The organism is Flavobacterium sp. (assembly GCF_046155325.1).
In the GTDB taxonomy this organism is placed as follows: domain Bacteria; phylum Bacteroidota; class Bacteroidia; order Flavobacteriales; family Flavobacteriaceae; genus Flavobacterium.
Map to the genome: position 1 here is coordinate 1 of NZ_JBJXDQ010000200.1, position 21,352 is coordinate 21,352.

Consider the following 21,352-nt stretch of genomic DNA (forward strand, 5'->3'; position numbering starts at 1 on the left):
TTTCTTCTGCGCCGTCACGAATAACCAATGCTGATTTTGAAAACAACAATTTCATTGGAATCTCGTCAAAATGAGCTATTTTTTCGCCATCAACGGCTATTATTTTATCTCCTGTTTTGAATCCTAACTCTTCTCCAACGGAACTTGTAACCGCAATCCCATCTTTCAATTCTGAATTGTTGAGGTACATATCACCATAAGCATAAGCCATTCCTATATAAATAATAAAGGCAAGAATGAAATTTACAGTTACACCACCAAGCATAATAATCAAACGTTGCCAAGCTGGTTTCGAACGAAATTCCCAAGGTTGCGGCGGCAAAGCCATTTGTTCTTTGTCCATGCTTTCGTCAATCATTCCCGAAATTTTCACGTAACCACCAAGAGGCAACCAACCGATTCCATATTCGGTTCCGCCAATTTTCTTTTTGAACAAAGAATATTTTACGTCAAAAAACAAATAGAATTTCTCTACTCTGGTTTTAAATATTTTGGCAGGAATAAAATGTCCTAATTCGTGAAGTATTATTAGTAATGATAAGCTCAATAAAAATTGAGAAAGCTTGATAACTATTTCCATTTCTTGTTTTTAAATTCGGTATTGCGCACAAAAATAGGGTTTTCTATTTTAGTTCCAAAGATTTAGTTTTGTATAACCTTATAAATATTTGTTAATAATTTCAAGTTTAAATTTTATAGTTTGAAACATCTCGCTTATTTTTACTCCAATAATAAAGTACTATGCAAAAAATAAAAACAGCACTGTTGTCTTATGGAATGTCTGGAAAAGTTTTTCAGGCGCCTTTTTTAACACTTCATTCGGGTTATGAACTCGTTGGGGCATGGGAAAGAAGTGAGAAAAAAATACAAAATGATTATCCCGAAGTTAAAAGCTTTGCTAGTTTAGAATCGATTTTGCAAGATTCCTCGATTGACTTAGTTGTTGTAAACACTCCTGTTGCCACCCATTTTGAGTACGCTAAAAAAGTATTACTTGCAGGTAAACATGCTCTAGTAGAAAAAGCGTTTACCACTACCCTTGCCGAAGCACAAGAATTAGCCACTTTGTCAAAAGAACGAAACCTTAAATTATGTGTTTTTCAGAACCGAAGATGGGACAGCGATTTTAAGACCGTTCAGAAAATAATAAATGACAATGTATTGGGCGAACTCGTAGAAGTCGAATTCCATTTTGATAGATACAATCCTATTTTGAGTCCTAAAATACATAAAGAAACTGCCAATCCTGGGGCTGGAATTCTAAAAGATCTGGGGCCTCATATTATTGACCAAGCCTTGTTTCTGTTTGGATTGCCTGATGCTGTTTTTGGCGATATTAGAATGATTCGAGAATCAACTTTGGTTGATGATTATTTCGATATCCTATTCTATTATTCTGAATTTAGACTAAGATTGAAAGCCAGTTTTTTTGTAAGAGAAGCCAATCCTGCTTATGTTATTCATGGCAAAAAAGGGTCGTTTTTAAAACATCGTGGCGACATTCAAGAAGATGAATTGAAATTAGACAAAAAACCAAATTTAACCAATTGGGGAAGAGAGAAAGAAGGCAACGAGGGAATTTTACACACTGAAATCGACGGAAAAATCATCAAAGAAATAGTGCCAACACTTCAAGGGAATTACTACGATTTGTTCGAAAAATTCTATCATTCAATAACCAATAACCTGTCCGAACCTGTTACTGCTCAAGACGGAATTAATGTTATGACCATTATTGAAGCAGCTATTCTAAGTAATGAGACTCAAAAAGTGGTGTCAATTTATAAACAATAACGATGTAAAAATAAATGTTTCCCCTTTTGAAAGATTGGTTTTTGTAATTTTGATGCCAACACCATTCTAAAAAAATTATTTTGATCGATGTTAACTTTTTAGTCAGAAATAAAACACTCGGAAAACCCAAAAAAAGCTATCGCGATTTAAAAGCCACGTATTTAAACCGAATTCGTTGGGCAGTTTCGCTATTTTATTTTAGTACCGGTTTATGTTTTGCTACTTGGGCCAGTAGAATACCTGCTATTAAAACAGCCTTACACCTCAGTAATGGGCAACTAGGCACTATTCTATTTGCTTTGCCTGTTGGACAACTTACGATGATGTATTTTTCAGGTAAGCTCGTCACTCGATTTGGTAGTCACCGAATTCTCATGTTTTCTGTCTTACTCTACGCATATAGCCTAACAAATTTAGGATTAGCAACCAATGCATGGCAATTAGGTCTCGGATTATATATTCTAGGAATTTTTGCTAATTTGTCTAATATCGCAGTAAATACTCAAGGAGTTTATACCGAAAGCCTTTTCAAAAGAAACATCATGTCTACTTTTCATGGAGTATGGAGTTTAGCTGGATTTAGTGGTGCCATGCTTGGTATAGGAATGTCTATTGTTAAAATAAGTACCTATTCTCATTTTTTGATGGTTGCCGCATTGGTGGTTCTATTTGTTGCTTTTAATTTCAACTATTTGATTAAAGCCAAAAAATCAATGCCTCAATTAAAAGAAAAAGGTTTTAGAAAAAGAGATGTTTCTTTAATTCTCTTAGGAATAATAGGTTTTTGTAGTATGGCTAGCGAAGGAATTATGTTTGATTGGAGTGGGGTTTATTTTAAAGATATTGTAAAAGCACCCATTTCGTTAGTAGGTTTAGGCTATACCTCTTTTATGATTATGATGGCGAGTGGTCGGTTTTTTGGTGATGGTTTAATTAATCGATTTGGACGAAAAAGAGTCATGCAAATTAGTGGGGTCTTAATTTCGTTGGGGTTCTTTACAGCAGTACTTTTTCCTTATATAATTCCGTCAACAATAGCATTCATGGTCATAGGATTGGGAGTTTCTACTATTGTACCCACACTGTATAGCATTGCGGGCAAACATCCAACAATCCCAACTGGCGAAGCCTTAACGGCGGTTTCTAGTATTAGTTTCCTAGGGTTTTTAATGGGGCCACCCGTTATTGGCTATATCGCCGAACTCTTCGGATTGCGCTATTCTTTTGGTTTTATCGGTATTTTTGGTTTTGCGATTGCCTTGATGGTATCAAAAATTAAAGCTGTTGAATAGGTTTTGGCTTAATTGTAGAAACACAATCGAATTTATAAGCCAACAACTCCATAAGTCCCTTTCAAATCATTAAATTTGCGCCTTATTCAAACCCATGTTAGAAAAAGAAACCATAAATTTCGAAAAAACCGCAATCGTCGGTATTGTAACCCAAAATCAAAGCGAAGAAAAACTCAAAGAGTATCTCGACGAATTGGAGTTTTTGACTTTTACAGCTGGTGGTGAAGTGGTGAAACGCTTCTCGCAAAAAATGGAACGCCCTAATCCCAAGACTTTTGTTGGAACCGGAAAAATCGAAGAAATTAATCTTTTTGTAAAAGAAAATGAAATTTCGACTTTGGTATTTGATGATGAATTAACGCCTTCGCAACAAAAAAATATTTCTAAAATTATAGATTGCAAAATCCTAGATCGAACGCACCTTATATTAGATATTTTTGCTCAACGAGCCGAAACTTCGTATGCAAGAACGCAAGTAGAACTAGCACAATGTCAATATTTATTACCCAGACTTTCGGGAATGTGGACGCACCTAGAACGCCAAAAAGGAGGAATCGGGATGCGCGGACCTGGAGAAACGGAAATTGAAACCGACAGACGAATTGTTCGCGATAGAATTGCTTTATTAAAAGAAAAAATAAAGGCTATTGACAAGCAAATGGGAACGCAAAGAGGCAATCGTGGCGCAATGGTTCGTGTGGCTTTGGTGGGTTATACCAATGTTGGAAAATCGACCTTGATGAATGCCATTGGAAAAAGTGATGTTTTTGTAGAAAATAAACTTTTTGCCACTTTGGATACAACGGTTCGGAAAGTGGTCATTAAAAACTTGCCTTTCTTATTATCGGATACCGTTGGTTTTATTCGAAAATTACCAACGCAATTGGTAGATTCTTTCAAAAGTACACTTGATGAGGTTAGGGAAGCTGATTTATTATTACATGTCGTAGATATATCGCATCCGGAATTCGAAGATCATATTGCATCGGTAAATCAAACGTTATTAGACATAAAAGCAAATGATAAACCCATTATCATGGTCTTTAATAAAATCGATGCTTACAAACATTTGACCATTGATCACGATGATTTAATCACCGAAAAAACACCAAGATACTTCACGCTTGAAGAATGGAAAACCACTTGGATGAATCGTGTGGGCGAGCAAAACGCCTTGTTTATTTCGGCAACACAAAAAGAAAACTTTGAGGAATTCCGGGAACGAGTGTACGAAGCGGTAAGACAAATTCACATTACCCGCTTTCCATACAACAAGTTTTTATATCCAGATTATAAGGATGCTGTGGAGAAAGAAGAATAAAAAAATCCCTTTTGAATATTTAAAAAGGGATTTTTGCTATAAAAAAGGGTTTATTTTTTCTTGAAAAGTGGTACAGCAGAACATGCCTCGCCATACATGATGCTTCTAGCAAAAGGTTGTAAATAATGTGCCGCTATAATATAAGCACGCACAGGAACTGGTTTTTTGGAACAGCCTTTTATAATTAACGACTTGTTTTCATAAAACGAATAATCAATTTTTGGAAGCAATTCTTCATACAATGCCGAATCTAAATCTTCTAGAGTTCCATTAACGATTTTCTTTGCAAACGGAGCCAAATGTATCGCCACTAAAATAGTAGCCCAAGCAGGAAAAACCGCATCGGTGCTGCAATTTACAGCTACATATTGATCTTGATATTGCGACCAATCGTGATTTTTCAGATGTTCTCTAAAGTCTTTTTCTTTCAATAAAAAACCTTCAAGCAGCCAATGCGAAATATCAACTTGTACCCGGATCCCATTCGGATAGTAATCTTCAAGATCGAAAACTTCCAAGGAGCTATTGGCAACTTTATTTACAATTTCTTCCATTTTGAAAAGTTTAAAAGTTTAAGAGTTTAAAAGTTTAAAGTTGCTCAACCTTAAACATTTAAACTTTAAACCCTGAACAAATTTTTATAGCATTCCAAGTTCAAGTTTCGCTTCTTCGCTCATTAAATCCTTGCTCCATGGCGGATCGAAAGTGATTTCCACTTCAGCATCTTTTACGTGCTCTATTGATTTTACTTTTTCTTCTACTTCTCTTGGTAAACTCTCTGCAACTGGACAGTTGGGAGAAGTTAAGGTCATTAGGATTTTTACTTCATAATCGGTATTGACCATCACGTCATAAATCAATCCTAATTCGTAAATGTCAACGGGAATCTCTGGATCGTATATTGTTTTTAGTTTCGCAACGATTTCTGTTCCTAGTAAATTAGTGTCTATTTCTTGTTCCATAATTTTTTTGTTTTAAACCATATAAGGTATTTAAGGTTTTGTTTTGAATGTTTTTACTTAATTTATAACCAGTTTATTTTCCTCCGATGCTGCTTTTTTAAACCATATAAGGTATTTAAGGTCATTTAAGGTTGCGGTTTTGAATATAATATTTTAAGTTATTTTAATTTTAGTGGTTTTTTTTCCAACTTACATGACCTTAAATACCTTATATGGTTTAAATTTTATTTTTTTGCATCAAAAGCCAAAGCATACATTTTAATGTTTTTTATCATCGATACTAATCCGTTTGCGCGTGTTGGCGATAAATGTTCTTTTAAACCGATTTCATCAATAAAAGCCATATTTGCGTTCAGGATATCGGTAGCGGTTTGGTTTGAAAAAACCCGAATTAAAATAGCTATAATTCCCTTGGTTAAAATCGCATCGCTATCGGCGGTAAAAACTATTTTATCCTCATTTTGTTCTCCTTTGAGCCATACTTTTGATTGGCATCCTTTAATGATATTGTCGTCGGTTTTGAATTCCTCTTGAATTAAGGGCAGGTTTTTACCCAAATCAATTATGTATTCATAGCGTTGCATCCAATCATCAAACATCGAAAACTCATCTATTATTTCGTCCTGTATTTTTTTTATGCTCATTATTCTTCTTTAACAAATGAATTGATTTTGTCTACAAATTTTTTGATTTCTGTCGGTGGATAACCATGGTCGAAAGCACTAGATTCGTATTCTTTGTCTTTATAGTTTATTTTTAAATTTCCAATAGCGGCCCCATCATAAAATCTTTTCTCAGTTGGTGATTTTAAAGTAGCTATCCCATTTAAATCTATGGTTTTGAAACTTTCGATTAATTCTACCCAATCAGCATCAGCAATTTTAGTTTTAGTGGTATTTTCGTTGCTATTTCTATCTTTTGAAACACTAAGCATTTGATCTTTGATGCTAATCTTCATATAAAAACCTCTAGTGCTAGCTGTATATTCTAAGGCTGTATCCTTCAAGTCTTTGTTGGTTTGACTTGAACAATTTTTACATAGTGAAATGCACAAAATAAACATCGTAATTAGTTTCATATATGTAAAATTTATTTATTAGCGGTCACATATGTTATCGCCTTTTTATTCATTGGTGTTTGCTTAGGCAAACTTATTGTTAATGGCGATTTCATAATTGTTGATTTTAAGATAACATCATTTGGGCTTTTTTAACCGCTTCTACCATAACGTCAATTTCTTCTTTGGTATTATAAAAGGCAAAACTAGCCCGAATCGTTCCTGGAATTTTGAAAAAATCCATAATAGGCTGTGCACAATGATGCCCCGTTCGAACGGCTATTCCCAATTTATCAATTATAGTTCCAATATCATACGGATGAATTCCTTCAATATTAAACGAAATCACCGACGTTTTTTCCTCGGCAGTGCCATAAATTTTTAACCCTTCGATTTCTAATAAACGTTTGGTGCCGTAGTCTAACAATTCTTTTTCCTGAATTTGGATATTTCCAAAACCAATATTATTCATATAATCTACAGCTGTTCCAAGTACAATTCCTCCAGCAATGTTTGGAGTTCCCGCTTCAAATTTATGAGGCAATTCGGCATAGGTTGTTTTCTCGAAAGTGACTTCTTTTATCATTTCACCACCCCCTTGATATGGCGGTAGTTTGTTTAACCACGCTTCTTTTCCGTATAAAATTCCAGTTCCTGTGGGCCCACAAATTTTGTGTCCCGAAAAAACATAAAAATCACAATCTAATTCTTGAACATCCGGTTTTAAATGCGGAACGGCTTGCGCTCCGTCAATCAAAATTGCAGCACCAAATTCGTGTGCTTTTTCAATCATATATTTAATGGGATTGATGGTTCCCAAAGCATTCGAAATATGAATTACGGTTACGATTTTGGTTTTGTTTGACAGCATTTTATCGTATTCTGCCATAATCAATTCGCCCTTTTCATTCATTGGAATCACTCGCAAAGTAGCTCCCGTTTTCTCGCATAACATTTGCCAAGGTACAATATTGCTGTGATGTTCCATTGCCGAAACCAGAACTTCATCACCCGATTTTAACAGCGATGCAAAACCATTGGCAATAGCGTTAATTCCGTGCGTTGTTCCTGCTGTAAAAATAACTTCGTGAGCAAATTTTGCATTAATATGATTTTGGATTTTATTTCGAGACTCTTCGTAAGCATCAGTGGCTAATTGGCTCAAAGTATGAACGCCACGATGAATATTAGCGTTTATTTCTTGGTAATAGCTGGCATAAGCATCAATCACAATTTGTGGTTTTTGCGAAGTGGCTCCGTTGTCGAAATAAACCAATGGTTTTCCGTTTACATTTCTGGAAAGTATTGGGAAATCAGCTCTAATTTTTTGAATGTCTAGCATCTTGTTATTTAGAATTTTTCTAAATACAAAAGTAATAAAATTGAACCGACTTTTCAGCAAACATTTGTTAATAAAATCTAACTTTTCTTCAACATATAAGGCATTTAAAGTCATTAAAATTCGGTTTCATTTTTCTTATATTTACTAGAAGGACTTATATGGTAAAAATTTTTTAAATTGCATTCTCTTGTAATTCTCCTCTTATGAAAAAAATCTTCAAAATTCTTGGTTTAGTAGTTTTACTGTTTTTGGTTTATTTTGGATATGCTACTTATCCCAAATTGGATTTAATTTCTGGATTTTCATCCAAAAGTCTAGCTTCAGGACATTTCATCGATAATCGCTCGCAAGAAATAATCGAAAGAGGCGATAACGACATCGATATGATCACTTTGGCAACAAACAAAATTGATGAAAACGGGAAATTTGCTTTGTCCTCCGTTTATGGATTAAAAGCTCGAAAAGCTATTTACCGAGAAGGTTTGGGAGCCACTTTAATCAACGATGATTTCGATGTTTCGAAGCCATACGAAGTTCCTAAAAGAACAAAATTAGATAATAATTTGCCTTTTCCTTATGGAAACAAAGAACCGAAGGATACGGCTTTTGCCAATGTTGATTACGCCAAATTAAATGCAGCTGTCGCCAATGCTTTCGACGCAAAAGGACAAATTAAGAAAAGAACGCGTTCGGTTTTGGTAATTTATAAAGACAAAATTATCGCCGAAAAATATGATACTGGTTTCAACAAAGATTCCAAAATTTTAGGTTGGTCTATGACAAAAAGTATCACCAGCGCGCTATTTGGAATTTTGCAAAAACAAGGAAAAATAGATGTTTCGAAACCTGCTCCAATTGCTGAATGGGCAAATGACGAACGCTCAAAAATTACCATCACAAATTTGCTCAATATGAATAGTGGTTTAGAATGGGAAGAAGATTACAACAAGATTTCCGATGTAACGAAAATGCTTTTTCTGGATACCGATATGAGTCAGGCGCAATTGAATAAACCAGCGCAATTCAAACCTAATTCGCATTGGAATTATTCTTCGGGAACGACTAATTTGCTTTCGGGAATTTTAAGAAAACAGTTCAAAACGCATCAAGAATATCTCGATTTTTGGTATTCGGCTTTGATTGATAAAATCGGAATGAGTTCTATGTTGGTCGAAACCGATATGGCAGGAAATTATGTAGGTTCTTCTTACGGCTGGGCAACGACACGAGATTGGTCAAAATTTGGATTGTTGTATTTACACAAAGGCAATTGGAACGGCGAACAAATTTTGGACGAAAGTTGGATAAAATTTACCGCAACACCAACAAATACTTCTAACGGGAAATATGGAGCGCACTTCTGGCTCAATGCTGGCGGAAAATTCCCCGATGTTCCCAAAGACCTATTTTATTGTAGCGGGTATCAAGGGCAAATGGTCGCGATTTTCCCAGGCCACGATTTAGTGATTGTACGAATGGGTTTGAAAGAAGATCCCGAGTTTGATTTTAATGGTTTGTTGAGTGGGATTGTGGGTAGTTTGAAGAAGTAAACTTAACCGCAAAGCACACCAATTAAAAAGAGCAAAGGTCGCAAAGTTGATTAAATTAACTTTGCGACCTTTGCGAAATCTTTGTGCCCTTTGCGGTTAAAAGCTACAAATCAAATCCAATCTTAACTCCTAATTTCGTAGCAATAATTTTGGTGATTCGTTGTTTTAATTCAGGTATTTTGATGCTTTCAATTACTGCATTTGAAAACGCATACATCAATAAAGCTTTGGCTTCTTTTTTAGGAATTCCACGTTGTTGCATGTAAAACATTGCGGTTTCATCAAGCTGACCAATGGTGCAACCGTGAGAGCATTTTACATCATCGGCAAAAATCTCGAGTTGAGGTTTGGCATTTATGGTAGATTTGTTTCCCAACAAAATGTTGTTGCTTTTCTGGAAAGCATTTGTTTTTTGTGCTTCTTTTTCAACAAAAATCTTCCCGTTGAAAACTCCCGTAGAATTATCCGAATAAATTCCTTTATAATCTTGGTGGCTTTCGCAATTGGGTGTCGAGTGTTGCACCAAAGTATAATGATCTACGTGTTGCTTTTCGCCAATAATTGTAATTCCGTTGAGGTTGCTGACGATGCGTTCGCCAAAATGATAGAAATTCAGGTTGTTTCTCGTCAAGTTTCCACCAAATGAAAAGGTGTTTACAGAAACATTGGTTTCCTTCTGTTGCGAAACATAAGTGTTATCGATTAGATTGGCTTCGAGGTTGTCATTTTGAATTTTATAATAATCAACAATCGCTCTTTTTTGTGCAAAAATCTCCGTAACAGAATTTGTTAAAACGGGATTTTCATTTAAACTTTGGTGTCTTTCGATGATTTGAACATGTGAATTTTCACCAACAATAATCAAATTTCTTGGCTGAACCAAAAGTGCTGCTTCGCTTCCTGTAGAGAAATACATAATTTCAATTGGCTTGTCAACGACTTTGCTTTTCGGAATATTGATATACGCTCCTTCATTGGCGAAAGCCGTATTTAAGGACGTCAAACTTTCGTCTTTATTGGCAATTTTATTGAAATAATTGTCAATAACCATCTTGTATTTGGGCTTGTGCAATGCCGATGACATTAGGCAAATATCAAGACCTTCGTGTGTTGTTGCTGACAAAAACGAACTGAAAACACCATCAATAAACACCACTTTATAAGTGTCTATTTCGTGAATGAAATATTTTTTTATATCCGCAAATTCAATTATATTTTCGTTTTTTGGGAACACGCTAAAATCATTTTTTAAAATGGCATTTAGCGATGTATATTTCCAAGATTCCTCTTTTTTAGTTGGGAAACCTTTATTTTCAAAGTTTTTTAAAGCCGAAGTACGAACATCGTGCAAATCTGAAGTTACATCAATTCGCTCTTCAAAAGCCATAAAAGACGATAGTAATTTTTCTTTTAATTCCATATTATTTATGTCTTAAAGTCGAAAGTCGAAAGTCGAAAGACTTAATATTTTCAACTAAATGTTATTCATGGGTTTTATAATTTGAAAAGTCTTTAAATAGGTAGAGAATAATCTCTTTATAATTTTAGACTTTATAACTTTGGGCTCAAATATTTAATAAAACCACTTATTAGTTTTGATATTTCTGTAACCGATTCTAATAGTTCATCAAATTCATGTTTTGCTATGTATTCTAAATCAAAAGCTAAATAAATTTGTGAACGAACTTCGCCTGCAGACGCTTTTGCAACATATAGAAAATATATAAATTCTTTATCTGTATTCCTTTCAAAACCTTCCGCTATGTTGGAAGAAATTGAAATAGATGCGCGTCTTATTTGCCTGACTAAATCAAAATCTTTCTTGAAGTTTGAGTTTTCAGTTATTTGATAGATTCTTTTATTGAAAATTCTTGATTTTTGCCAAGAATTAATTTCTTCAAATGAACTGAATTTTCCCATCTTTAGACTTTAAGACTTTCGACTTTCGACCTCTTCATTTTTAATCCAGTCGTATCCTTTTTCTTCAAGCTCGTGTGCAAGAGATGCATCACCAGATTTTACAATTTTTCCGTTATAAAGAACGTGAACAAAATCAGGAACAATATAATCTAAAAGTCTTTGGTAATGCGTGATTACGATGATGGCGTTTTTGTCGCTTTTCAATTTATTTACGCCATTTGCAACAATTCGAAGGGCATCAATATCCAATCCAGAATCGGTTTCATCAAGAATTGCCAATTTCGGTTCTAACATGGCCATTTGGAAAATCTCATTTCGTTTTTTCTCTCCTCCAGAAAATCCTTCGTTTAAAGAACGGGACAAAAATTTACGGTCAATTTCCAATAATTCTGATTTTTCGCGAATTACTTTCAGCATTTCGTTAGCCGGCATTTCTTCTAATTTATTTGCTTTGCGAGTTTCGTTGATTGCCGTTCTAATAAAGTTGGTAACAGAAACCCCTGGGATTTCCACAGGATATTGAAACGACAAAAACACGCCTTTGTGCGCTCTTTCTTCTGGGGCTAATTCAGAAAGGTCTTCACCCTCTAAAAGGATTTCTCCTTCGGTTACTTCGTAATTTTCGTTTCCAGCTATGATCGAAGCAAGCGTACTCTTTCCAGCGCCGTTTGGCCCCATAATGGCGTGAATTTCTCCAGCTTTTACTTCTAGGTTTATCCCTTTTAAGATTTCTTTATCGCCAATGGAGGCGTGTAAATTTTTTATTGATAACATAATTAATTTGGAAATTTGGAAATCTGGAAATTTGATAATTAAAAAAGAATCCTTTTATTTTTAAATTATCTCATTTTCAAATTATCTCATTATTTTTGTTTTGATGTAATTATTATTTTATTTGTAATTCTTGATATATTGTTTATTTGTTCTATTAATTCATCTGCATTCGGATAATTCTCTGAGAATTTGCATAATTCTAACCAGTAAATGGTTTCTTCTATTTCCTTCGCAGAGATTTTAAATTTATGAATAAAATCAGCTTTGCTTTCAGCATTTTGAGCTTCCCTAATATTTGCGCCAATTGAAGTTCCAGATTTTAATAATTGATTTGCAATTACAAACTTTTTACTCTCTTGTAAGCTATCACAATATTTGATGATTTCAAGAGCAAACTTAAAAGTTAAGGTTACAATTATATTCTCTTTGTTCTCCATTTACAAATTTTCAAATTAAAAAATTTTCAAATTATCCTACACTTCCTTCTAAACTAATCTCCAATAATTTTTGCGCTTCCACTGCAAATTCCATTGGCAACTTATTCAAGACCTCTTTACTGAAACCGTTCACGATTAATGCGATGGCTTTTTCGGTTGGAATTCCACGTTGATTGCAATAAAAAACTTGGTCTTCGCCAATTTTACTCGTCGTGGCCTCGTGTTCTATTTTTGCAGATGGATTTTTACTTTCTATATAAGGAAAAGTATTAGCGCTACAATTATTTCCCATTAACAGCGAATCGCATTGCGAAAAGTTTCTTGCGTTTTCAGCATTTGGACCAACTCTTACTAAACCTCTATAACTATTATGTGATTTTCCTGCTGAAATTCCTTTAGAAATTATGGTCGATTTGGTGTTTTTACCAATGTGAATCATTTTCGTTCCCGTATCGGCTTGCTGGAAATTAGTGGTTACTGCAATCGAATAAAATTCTCCAACGGAATTGTCTCCTTTTAAAATAACTGAAGGATATTTCCAAGTAATTGCGGATCCTGTTTCAACTTGTGTCCAAGAAATTTTTGCGTTTTTTTCGCACAAACCTCTTTTGGTCACAAAATTAAAAACGCCGCCGATTCCTTCCTTGTTTCCTGGATACCAGTTTTGTACGGTAGAATATTTTATTTCGGCTCCATCCAAAGCAATTAATTCAACACAAGCAGCATGCAATTGATTTTCGTCACGACTTGGCGCGGTACAACCTTCAAGGTAAGATACATAACTGCCTTCGTCTGCAATTAATAATGTTCTTTCGAATTGTCCGGTTCCGGCTTGATTGATTCGGAAATAAGTTGATAATTCCATTGGACAACGAACGCCTTTTGGGATATAACAAAACGAACCATCCGAGAAAACAGCCGAATTTAAAGCCGCATAAAAATTGTCTTTTTGCGGAATAACGGTACCAAGGTATTTTCGAACTAGTTCTGGGTGCTCTTTTATTGCGTCAGAAATTGAACAAAAAATAATCCCTTTTTCGTTCAATGTTTTCTTAAATGTTGTAGCAACTGAAACTGAATCAACTACAATATCCATCGCAATATTGTTCATCATTTTTTGCTCATCTACATTAATTCCTAGCTTTTTATACATTGCTAAAAGTTCTGGATCAACATCGTCTAATGTTTTATTGGGATCAATAGATTTTGGAGCGGAATAATAAGATATTGCCTGAAAATCTGGTTTTGTATAATGAACATTTGCCCATTCTGGCTCAATCATTTCTTGCCAAGCACGGAAAGCTTCAATACGCCAATCGGTCATCCATTGTGGCTCTTCTTTTTTATGGGAAATGGCACGAACAATGTCTTCATTTAAACCAATTGGAAACGTCTCCGATTCTAAATCAGTGTAAAATCCGTATTCGTATTCTTTAGTTTCGAGTTCAACTCGTAAATGGTCTTCTGTGTATTTTGACATATTAGCCCCCTAACCCCCTATGGGGGAACTCCTATTAGGGGTAAATAGGAATTAATTTATATATATTTATATTATTGACAATGTTGAGAATTCCCCCTTTGGGGGTTAGGGGGCCTACAGCGAAAATGATTCCCCGCCTCCACAAGTTCTACTTGCATTTGGATTATTAAAAACAAATCCTTTTCCGTTTAACCCTCCAGAAAATTCTAATATGGTTCCGGCTAGATATAAGAAAGACTTTTTTTCAACGGCAATTCTTATATTGTTATCTTCAAAAACCTTGTCGTTTTCGCCTATGGTTTTGTCAAAAGTCAAATCGTAAGACAATCCCGAACAACCACCAGATTTTACGCCTACTCTAACGTAATCTTTGGCGGCGTCAAAACCATCGTCTTTCATCATACCGACAATTTTTTTACTTGCTGATTCAGAAACTTGTATCATAACGTTATTAATTTTTTATACGAGTTATGAAATTCACACTGAGAAACACAATTTTAATTGATGTTTTTTCTAATGCTTATTTCATGTTATTTTGATTTTGTCTAAATAAAAGACAAAGATAGTGTTTAAAAACCTTTTACTATGATTGATAACATTTTTATAACTAATTGCAAGATAGAAAAAACCTATTTAGAGCAATAAAAGCATTTGATTTTTCTAACTTTGTTTGAAACATAAAAACACTAATGAAACTCTACTCCATAGAAACTGGAAATTTTAAATTGGATGGTGGCGGAATGTTTGGTGTGGTGCCCAAAACCATTTGGAACAAAACCAATCCAGCCGATGCCAATAATTTAATAGATATTGCCGCAAGATGTTTGCTCATTGAAGACGGGAGTCGCATGATTTTGATAGATACTGGAATGGGTAACAAACAATCCGATAAGTTTTTTGGCTATTATTCCCTTTGGGGAACCCATTCTTTGGATAAATCCTTGGCAAAATACGGTTTTCATCGCAATGATATTACCGATGTTTTTTTGACGCATCTTCATTTTGACCATTGTGGCGGTGCTGTCAACTGGAACGTAGCCAAAACAGGATATGAACTAGCGTTTAAAAATGCTACCTATTGGACTAACGAATCGCATTGGCAATGGGCAACAAAACCCAATATTCGTGAAAAAGCATCTTTTTTATCCGAAAATATTTTGCCTATACAAGAAAGCGGACAACTGCATTTTATCAAAAGTCCTGAAACCGATTTTACTCAAAAATCAGAACTCGGTTTTGGAATTTACTTTGTTGACGGACATACTGAAAAAATGATGATTCCACACATTCAATATCAAGATAAAACCATTTGTTTTATGGCTGATTTAATTCCAACGGTGGGACATTTGCCTGTGCCTTATGTAATGGGTTACGACACAAGACCCTTGTTGACTATGCCTGAAAAATTAAAATTCCTAAATAATGCCGTTCAGAATAAGTATTATTTATTCCTCGAACACGATGCGCACCACGAAATCATTACTGTCGAAAACACCGAAAAAGGAGTTCGAATGGCTGCAATATATTCTTGTGAAGAAATCTTAAAATAGCGTTAATCTTAACTGGGTTTGTAACAAAATCGATACTTTTAGACCAACTTTTTAAAATTTAAACAAATAACAAGAATGAATAATTTCAAAATCACGTTAATTTCAGCAGTTGCTATTTTTGCACTTGCCGGATGTGGCGCCTCAAAAAAAGTCTATGATATTTCTGCCATGGCAGTTAAAGCTCCTTTTGGTATTACTAAAAAAACACCTTTAAAAGAAGATGAATTAAAACGCTGGAGTCATTTAGATATTCAAAAAGACACCGTTCCAGGAATGAGTGTTGACAAAGCTTATGCCGAATTATTAAAAGACAAAACAGGCGTAAAAGTTATCGTGGGGGTGGTCGATTCTGGAGTAGATATTGAACACGAAGATTTAAAATCGGTTATTTGGACCAATGAAAATGAGATTGCAAATAACGGAATTGATGATGATAAAAACGGCTATATTGATGACGTTCATGGTTGGAATTTTCTTGGCGATGCCGTTAATGAAAATTTAGAGATGACTCGAATTCAAAAAAAGGGCGATGACGGTTCAGAGATATATAAAAACTCAAAGTTGGCTTATGATGAAAAACTCAAAGAATCAGAATCTAGTAAAAACCAAGTTGATTTTATATTCAAAGCTTTGAATGAAGTTTCAAACTATTTGAAAAAAGAAAATTTTACTTTGGATGAAGTTCAAGCCATAACTACAACTGAACCTTCATTGCTAAGAAGTAAAAAGGTAATGACGAACATTATTGGTCAAGTTGGCCCAGACTTTAGAGATAATTTAAACGATTATAAAGATCATGTTGATGAACAAGTTAAGTATCATTTAAATTTAGCATTTAATGGCAGAAAAGTAATTGGCGATGATCCTAATGATTTTAAAGATAAAAAATACGGAAACAATAATGTGACTGGACCAGACAAAGAAATGGCGCATCACGGCACTCATGTTGCAGGGATTATTGCCCAATCTAGGAAAAATAATCTAGGTGGCGATGGCGTTGCCAACAATGTTGAAATAATGGCAGTAAGAGCTGTGCCAAACGGTGATGAATATGATAAAGATGTTGCACTTGCCATTCGATATGCTGTTGATAATGGCGCAAAAGTTATAAACACTAGTTTTGGCAAATACTTTTCTCCCAACAAACAGTGGGTATATGACGCTATAAAATATGCAGCTAAGAAAGATGTGTTAATTGTTCATTCGGCTGGAAATGAGTCAAAGGATAATGACAAAGAAATTAATTTTCCCAACGATCATGACGGAAAAGACAAAGAATTTGGAGATAATGTGTTGACTATTGGTGCGCTTAATTTTGAATTAGGGGATAAAATAGCAGCTGGTTTTTCTAACTACGGAACAAAGAACGTAGACGTTTATGCTCCAGGGGTCAAGATTTATGCAACAACACCCAATAATTCGTATAAATTTTTAGAAGGTACTTCGATGGCATCACCCAATGTGGCTGGTGTGGCGGCTTTGATTCGTTCGTATTATCCAAAATTATCTGCCTCGCAAGTAAAACATATTTTGATGGATTCAGGTGTTGCCATTTCAACTACTCTTATGGTGGGTGAAGAAGGCAAAGAAAGTAGAACTTTTGCCTCATTATCCAAATCGGGCAAAATAGTAAATGCTTATAATGCTTTGTTACTAGCAGATAAAATGACCAAAAAATAAACTCCATTTTAAAGGAAGGGCTAATGTTCTTCCTTTTTTTATTTCAATTATCATGAAAAAAATCCTTTTACTTTCCATTATTTTTCTAAGTTTAGAAAACACTTTTGCCCAAAGTAATTCCTATTGGCAACAACATGTCGATTATAAAATGGATGTGGTTATGGATGTCAAAAATTACCAATATCGTGGCAAACAAGAATTAGTCTACACCAATAATTCGCAAGATACCTTAAAGCGCGTTTTTTATCATTTATACTATAATGCTTTTCAGCCCGGGAGCGAAATGAATGCGCGGCTTCAAAACATAGCCGATCCCGATGCTCGAATGGTTAATAAAATAACAGCAGATGGAAAAACAGTCAAAGAAAGTCGAATTTCGAAATTGAAACCCAACGAAATAGGATTTTTAAAAATCACTAATTTCAAACAAGATGGCGTTATTGCTAGTGTCAAAGAAGTGGGAACTATTCTCGAAGTCACTTTGGCAAAACCACTACTTCCTAATTCTAAAACCAAATTAACTCTAGACTTTGACGGTCAAGTTCCTGTTCATATTCGTAGAGCGGGAAGAAATAATTCCGAAGGAGTCGAATTTTCGATGGCACAATGGTATCCAAAAATAGCCGAATTCGATTTTGAAGGTTGGCATGCCGATCCTTATATCGCGAGAGAATTTCATGGGGTTTGGGGCAATTTTGATGTCAATATCAACATCGACGCAGCCTATGTTCTGGGCGGAAGTGGGTATTTACAAAATCCAGATGAAATTGGGCATGGCTATCAAAACGCTGGGGTTATTGTAAAACATCCTAAGAATACCAAAACCCTGACTTGGCATTTTGTTGCTCCAAATGTGCATGATTTTACTTGGGCTGCCGATAAAAATTACCTTCATGATGTGGTAAAAACCGATTTTGGTACAACACTTCATTTCTTGTACAAAAACAATCCCGCAATCCTAGAAAATTGGAAAAAAGCCCAACAAGAAACAGTACGTTTGATGCAGTTTTACAACAAAACGGTTGGGAAATATCCTTACGACCAATATTCAGTAATTCAGGGTGGTGACGGCGGCATGGAATATGCCATGTGCACTTTGATTCTAGGCGAAGGCACTTATGATGGCTTAATTGGAGTCATTGCTCACGAAATGGCGCATTCTTGGTTTCAGCATGTTTTAGCCACTAACGAAAGCAAACACTCCTGGATGGACGAAGGATTTACCTCTTATTTAGAAGACTTAGGACTTAACGAAATTGCCGAAAAGAAATCCGAAAATCCCCACGAAGGTTCCTACGATAGCTATTACTATTTGGTAAAAACAGGCAAAGAACAACCTCAAACCACTCATTCAGATCGGTATGATTTTAATCAAACCTACAGCATTTCGGCTTATAGCAAGGGCGATGTTTTCTTGGCGCAATTGGGTTATCTTATTGGCAAAGAAAATTTAATGAAAACCTTAAAAAAATATTATCAGGATTTCAAGTTCAAGCATCCTACGCCAAACGATTTTAAACGCACAGCCGAACGTGTCTCGGGAGCGAACCTAGATTGGTACCTGACCGATTGGACACAGACCACAAACACCATTGATTACGTAATAAAAACCGTTTTAGAAAAAGAATCTCAAACTGCAATAACTGTAGAAAGAATCGGCCGAATACCTATGCCTATTGATCTTTTAGTCGAATATACCGATGGTACAAAAGAAAGTTTTTATATTCCTTTGCGAATGATGAGTTTCGAGAAAGAAAACCCATCCCGAAGTGTCGGGACAGACATCAAAAGAACCGTTTTAGGGGATTGGACTTGGGCAAATCCCGTTTATGATTTTGTCATTTCAAGAAATAAAGCCGACATCAAAAAAATTACTATAGACCCGAGCGGATTAATGGCCGATGTGAAAAAGGAAAACAATGTTTTTGAAGTAAAATAAAAGATATAACATAAATTCAAAGTTGAATTTATATTCACTTCTCGAAAATCATAATTGTAAATTAACTTTGTAACTTTGCAAAGAAATCCTGTCAAAGATGAAACTTAAGTTTACAGCTATTTTTTTTATTGTTTTTTTCATTCAATCCTGCAGAAATGACAGCGAAAAACAACTTATTGATACTGAAAAAGATTTCCAAAAGAACGAGCTTATTGTAAACAATATCAGCAAATACTGGACATTTAATGCATCTCCATCAAGCTCAGCTTCGAAAGCTAACGCGGTAAAGTGGACTGAATGGCGTTTGTTTTTGGTCGAATTAAATCAAAAACCTAAAGCGTCTATTCGTGCTTTTCAAAATAAAGCGGCTGAACTTTCAAAAAAAGTGATGGCTTTAAATGAAAATATTCCAATAACAATAGATAAACCACAAATAAAAGCCAGAATTGCTACTTTAATAACGAAAGTTAGATTATTGGATTTATTCATTCATTTGAAAAATATTCCGGAACCTAAAGTACTTGTTTTGGTAACACAAATCAATGAAGAACTCACGTCACTTCAAAATCAAATGGATAAAATTGTTCAAAAAAGCAAAATTCCATTGGAAGAAGGAGAGTCTGATTTGATCAAAATGCTCGATTCTTCAAGGGCAATTCCAAACGAACAACCTGACCCAAATATCCCTAGAGTTGAGTAAATCTAATTTATATCACACTTACGATAATTCGCCCAAAATCAAGCAAATCGTCGAAAGTTTACAACAAGCCGAACAAAAAATCCACTTGAACGGATTGATAGGTTCTGCTTTTTCGTTTGTGGTGCAATCCCTTTTTAAAAAAACCGAAACCCGAGACGTAGCCGAACAGAGCGCAGCTAAACCATTTCTACTTATCTTAAATGACAAGGAAGAAGCCGCTTATTATTTGAACGATTTGGAACAACTGATTGGCGAACAGGATGTGCTTTTTTATCCCGGCTCCTATCGTCGACCATACCAAATCGAAGACACCGACAATGCCAATGTTTTGCTTCGCGCCGAAGTGTTGAACCGCATCAATTCCCGCAAGAAACCTGCGATTATTGTCACCTATCCCGAAGCGCTTTTCGAGAAAGTGGTCACGCGAAAAGAGTTGGATAAAAACACTTTAAAAGTGGCTGTTGGCGACAAAGTTTCCATTGATTTTATCAACGAAGTCCTGTTCGAATACGAATTCAAAAGAGTTGATTTCATTACAGAACCGGGCGAATTTTCCGTTCGCGGAGGAATTGTCGATGTATTCTCCTTTTCAAATGATAATCCGTACCGAATCGAGTTTTTTGGTAACGAGGTTGACAGCATTCGAAGCTTTGATGTGGAAACACAATTATCTATCGAAAAGCAAAAGAAAATCACGATTATTCCCAATGTCGAGAATAAATTCTTTCAAGAAAACCGGGAGAGTTTCTTGGAATACATTAACAATCAAACGGTTATTTTTATCCAAGATACTGATTTGCTTTTCTCAAAGTTGGATAAATTATTTGCGAAAGCCACAGAAATTTTCGAAAATCTAAACGCAACTATAAATCACGTTGAACCGAGTCAATTATTTTTGAATCAAAAGGAGTTTATCAAAAAGAGTTTAGACTTTTCAGTAGTTGAATTAAGTACTAAGCCTATTTATAAAACTAAAATCTCTTTTGAATTTTACATAAAACCACAACCTTCGTTCAACAAACAATTCGATTTGCTATTGAATAATTTGAATGACAACCATTTTAACGGTTACAAAAATTATTTATTCTGTTCGAATGAGGCACAGGCAAAACGGTTTCACGATATTTTTCAGACTTTAGACGAAGAAAACTCCGAGAACATTCGCAAACAATACAACGCCATTGTTTTGCCTATTTATCAAGGATTTATAGACGAAGAAAACCAAATTGCTTGTTATACCGATCATCAAATTTTTGAGCGGTATCATAAATTTAGTATCAAAAGTAACGTTTCGAAAAAGCAAAACATCACTTTAAAAGAACTCACAACTTTATCCGTTGGCGATTATGTGACACACATCGATCACGGAATTGGGCGATTTGGCGGTTTGCAAAAAATACAAGTCGAAGGCAAAACTCAAGAAGCCATAAAACTCGTTTATGCCGACAATGACATTGTTTATGTAAGTATTCATTCGCTCTACAAAATTTCGAAATACACCGGAAAAGACGGAACACCTCCTAAAATTTATAAACTAGGTTCGAATGCTTGGAA

21 protein-coding genes are annotated in these 21,352 nt (G+C 35.0%); 9 read left to right on the forward strand and 12 right to left on the reverse strand.

Annotated features, from left to right (window positions below; translation table 11 throughout):
- The coding region (locus ACKVOD_RS13075) for a site-2 protease family protein (protein WP_409209908.1) at window positions 1-580 on the reverse strand (580 nt) is incomplete at its 3' end.
- A 161-nt stretch (window positions 581-741) separates the two neighbouring features.
- On the opposite strand from ACKVOD_RS13075, the gene ACKVOD_RS13080 reads away from it, so the two are divergent.
- From ACKVOD_RS13080 to hflX, 3 genes are all read left to right on the forward strand, one after another.
- Window positions 742-1,794 carry a Gfo/Idh/MocA family oxidoreductase gene (locus ACKVOD_RS13080; RefSeq protein WP_409209909.1) on the forward strand — a complete coding sequence of 351 codons (1,053 nt, stop codon included), beginning with the start codon at window positions 742-744 and terminating at the stop codon, window positions 1,792-1,794.
- A gap of 80 nt (window positions 1,795-1,874) precedes the next feature.
- Window positions 1,875-3,086: an MFS transporter gene (locus ACKVOD_RS13085; RefSeq protein ID WP_409209910.1), complete on the forward strand. Its 1,212-nt coding sequence runs from the start codon at window positions 1,875-1,877 to the stop codon at window positions 3,084-3,086.
- Between the two features lie 94 nt (window positions 3,087-3,180).
- Window positions 3,181-4,407: a GTPase HflX gene (gene hflX, locus ACKVOD_RS13090; protein ID WP_409209911.1), complete on the forward strand. Its 1,227-nt coding sequence runs from the start codon at window positions 3,181-3,183 to the stop codon at window positions 4,405-4,407.
- A 50-nt stretch (window positions 4,408-4,457) separates the two neighbouring features.
- Here hflX and ACKVOD_RS13095 read toward each other — a convergent pair whose 3' ends face one another.
- From ACKVOD_RS13095 to ACKVOD_RS13115, 5 genes are all read right to left on the reverse strand, one after another.
- On the reverse strand, window positions 4,458-4,961 hold the full coding sequence (locus ACKVOD_RS13095; RefSeq protein ID WP_409209912.1) for a DUF2480 family protein: 504 nt from the start codon (window positions 4,959-4,961) through the stop codon (window positions 4,458-4,460).
- 84 nt (window positions 4,962-5,045) lie between these two features.
- Window positions 5,046-5,369, reverse strand: a complete 324-nt coding sequence (locus tag ACKVOD_RS13100) for an SUF system Fe-S cluster assembly protein (RefSeq protein WP_409209913.1) — start codon at window positions 5,367-5,369, stop codon at window positions 5,046-5,048.
- 224 nt (window positions 5,370-5,593) lie between these two features.
- Window positions 5,594-6,013: a SufE family protein gene (locus ACKVOD_RS13105; protein WP_409209914.1), complete on the reverse strand. Its 420-nt coding sequence runs from the start codon at window positions 6,011-6,013 to the stop codon at window positions 5,594-5,596.
- A complete protein-coding gene (locus ACKVOD_RS13110) occupies window positions 6,013-6,447 on the reverse strand; it encodes a hypothetical protein (RefSeq protein WP_409209915.1) in 435 nt (144 codons plus the stop codon). Before ACKVOD_RS13110 ends, ACKVOD_RS13105 begins: the two co-directional genes overlap by 1 nt.
- 106 nt (window positions 6,448-6,553) lie before the next feature.
- Window positions 6,554-7,768 carry an aminotransferase class V-fold PLP-dependent enzyme gene (locus tag ACKVOD_RS13115; protein WP_409209916.1) on the reverse strand — a complete coding sequence of 405 codons (1,215 nt, stop codon included), beginning with the start codon at window positions 7,766-7,768 and terminating at the stop codon, window positions 6,554-6,556.
- 203 nt (window positions 7,769-7,971) lie between these two features.
- Between ACKVOD_RS13115 and ACKVOD_RS13120 the strand changes: the two genes are divergently transcribed.
- Window positions 7,972-9,318 carry a serine hydrolase domain-containing protein gene (locus ACKVOD_RS13120; protein WP_409209917.1) on the forward strand — a complete coding sequence of 449 codons (1,347 nt, stop codon included), beginning with the start codon at window positions 7,972-7,974 and terminating at the stop codon, window positions 9,316-9,318.
- Window positions 9,319-9,421: 103 nt separating this feature from the next.
- Here the strand turns inward: ACKVOD_RS13120 and sufD are convergent, their stop codons facing one another.
- The 6 genes from sufD to ACKVOD_RS13150 all read right to left on the reverse strand — a co-directional run bounded on the left by sufD (window position 9,422) and on the right by ACKVOD_RS13150 (window position 14,373).
- Window positions 9,422-10,738, reverse strand: coding sequence for a Fe-S cluster assembly protein SufD (gene sufD / locus ACKVOD_RS13125; protein ID WP_409209918.1), 1,317 nt, complete (start codon window positions 10,736-10,738; stop codon window positions 9,422-9,424).
- Window positions 10,739-10,869: 131 nt separating this feature from the next.
- A complete protein-coding gene (locus ACKVOD_RS13130; RefSeq protein ID WP_409209919.1) occupies window positions 10,870-11,238 on the reverse strand; it encodes a four helix bundle protein in 369 nt (122 codons plus the stop codon).
- 9 nt (window positions 11,239-11,247) lie between these two features.
- On the reverse strand, window positions 11,248-12,012 hold the full coding sequence (sufC, locus tag ACKVOD_RS13135; RefSeq protein ID WP_409209920.1) for a Fe-S cluster assembly ATPase SufC: 765 nt from the start codon (window positions 12,010-12,012) through the stop codon (window positions 11,248-11,250).
- Window positions 12,013-12,101: 89 nt separating this feature from the next.
- On the reverse strand, window positions 12,102-12,449 hold the full coding sequence (locus ACKVOD_RS13140) for a four helix bundle protein (RefSeq protein WP_409209921.1): 348 nt from the start codon (window positions 12,447-12,449) through the stop codon (window positions 12,102-12,104).
- Between the two features lie 31 nt (window positions 12,450-12,480).
- On the reverse strand, window positions 12,481-13,929 hold the full coding sequence (sufB, locus tag ACKVOD_RS13145) for a Fe-S cluster assembly protein SufB (RefSeq protein ID WP_409209922.1): 1,449 nt from the start codon (window positions 13,927-13,929) through the stop codon (window positions 12,481-12,483).
- Window positions 13,930-14,043: 114 nt separating this feature from the next.
- A complete protein-coding gene (locus ACKVOD_RS13150) occupies window positions 14,044-14,373 on the reverse strand; it encodes a HesB/IscA family protein (protein ID WP_409209923.1) in 330 nt (109 codons plus the stop codon).
- Between the two features lie 245 nt (window positions 14,374-14,618).
- On the opposite strand from ACKVOD_RS13150, the gene ACKVOD_RS13155 reads away from it, so the two are divergent.
- The 5 genes from ACKVOD_RS13155 to ACKVOD_RS13175 form a co-directional block, all read left to right on the forward strand.
- Window positions 14,619-15,479, forward strand: coding sequence for an MBL fold metallo-hydrolase (locus ACKVOD_RS13155; protein WP_409209924.1), 861 nt, complete (start codon window positions 14,619-14,621; stop codon window positions 15,477-15,479).
- Window positions 15,480-15,554: 75 nt separating this feature from the next.
- Window positions 15,555-17,159 (forward strand): S8 family peptidase, encoded by a 1,605-nt coding sequence (locus tag ACKVOD_RS13160; protein ID WP_409209925.1) that lies wholly within the window; start codon window positions 15,555-15,557, stop codon window positions 17,157-17,159.
- A 52-nt stretch (window positions 17,160-17,211) separates the two neighbouring features.
- Entirely contained in the window at window positions 17,212-19,098 is a 1,887-nt protein-coding gene (locus ACKVOD_RS13165; RefSeq protein WP_409209926.1) for a M1 family metallopeptidase, read from the forward strand.
- Window positions 19,099-19,195: 97 nt separating this feature from the next.
- Window positions 19,196-19,798, forward strand: coding sequence for a hypothetical protein (locus ACKVOD_RS13170; RefSeq protein WP_409209927.1), 603 nt, complete (start codon window positions 19,196-19,198; stop codon window positions 19,796-19,798).
- The coding region (locus tag ACKVOD_RS13175) for a CarD family transcriptional regulator (RefSeq protein ID WP_409209928.1) at window positions 19,791-21,352 on the forward strand (1,562 nt) is incomplete at its 3' end. The genes ACKVOD_RS13170 and ACKVOD_RS13175, both read left to right, overlap by 8 nt.

Excerpts from the sequence above, each read along its gene's own strand:
- ACKVOD_RS13080 (WP_409209909.1), top strand. The coding sequence starts at position 742 with ATGCAAAAAATAAAAACAGCACTGTTGTCTTATGGAATGTCTGGAAAA.
- hflX (WP_409209911.1), top strand. The coding sequence starts at position 3,181 with ATGTTAGAAAAAGAAACCATAAATTTCGAAAAAACCGCAATCGTCGGT.
- ACKVOD_RS13095 (WP_409209912.1), bottom strand. The coding sequence starts at position 4,961 with ATGGAAGAAATTGTAAATAAAGTTGCCAATAGCTCCTTGGAAGTTTTC.
- ACKVOD_RS13100 (WP_409209913.1), bottom strand. The coding sequence starts at position 5,369 with ATGGAACAAGAAATAGACACTAATTTACTAGGAACAGAAATCGTTGCG.
- ACKVOD_RS13105 (WP_409209914.1), bottom strand. The coding sequence starts at position 6,013 with ATGAGCATAAAAAAAATACAGGACGAAATAATAGATGAGTTTTCGATG.
- ACKVOD_RS13110 (WP_409209915.1), bottom strand. The coding sequence starts at position 6,447 with ATGAAACTAATTACGATGTTTATTTTGTGCATTTCACTATGTAAAAAT.
- ACKVOD_RS13115 (WP_409209916.1), bottom strand. The coding sequence starts at position 7,768 with ATGCTAGACATTCAAAAAATTAGAGCTGATTTCCCAATACTTTCCAGA.
- ACKVOD_RS13120 (WP_409209917.1), top strand. The coding sequence starts at position 7,972 with ATGAAAAAAATCTTCAAAATTCTTGGTTTAGTAGTTTTACTGTTTTTG.
- sufD (WP_409209918.1), bottom strand. The coding sequence starts at position 10,738 with ATGGAATTAAAAGAAAAATTACTATCGTCTTTTATGGCTTTTGAAGAG.
- ACKVOD_RS13130 (WP_409209919.1), bottom strand. The coding sequence starts at position 11,238 with ATGGGAAAATTCAGTTCATTTGAAGAAATTAATTCTTGGCAAAAATCA.
- sufC (WP_409209920.1), bottom strand. The coding sequence starts at position 12,012 with ATGTTATCAATAAAAAATTTACACGCCTCCATTGGCGATAAAGAAATC.
- ACKVOD_RS13140 (WP_409209921.1), bottom strand. The coding sequence starts at position 12,449 with ATGGAGAACAAAGAGAATATAATTGTAACCTTAACTTTTAAGTTTGCT.
- sufB (WP_409209922.1), bottom strand. The coding sequence starts at position 13,929 with ATGTCAAAATACACAGAAGACCATTTACGAGTTGAACTCGAAACTAAA.
- ACKVOD_RS13150 (WP_409209923.1), bottom strand. The coding sequence starts at position 14,373 with ATGATACAAGTTTCTGAATCAGCAAGTAAAAAAATTGTCGGTATGATG.
- ACKVOD_RS13155 (WP_409209924.1), top strand. The coding sequence starts at position 14,619 with ATGAAACTCTACTCCATAGAAACTGGAAATTTTAAATTGGATGGTGGC.
- ACKVOD_RS13160 (WP_409209925.1), top strand. The coding sequence starts at position 15,555 with ATGAATAATTTCAAAATCACGTTAATTTCAGCAGTTGCTATTTTTGCA.
- ACKVOD_RS13165 (WP_409209926.1), top strand. The coding sequence starts at position 17,212 with ATGAAAAAAATCCTTTTACTTTCCATTATTTTTCTAAGTTTAGAAAAC.
- ACKVOD_RS13170 (WP_409209927.1), top strand. The coding sequence starts at position 19,196 with ATGAAACTTAAGTTTACAGCTATTTTTTTTATTGTTTTTTTCATTCAA.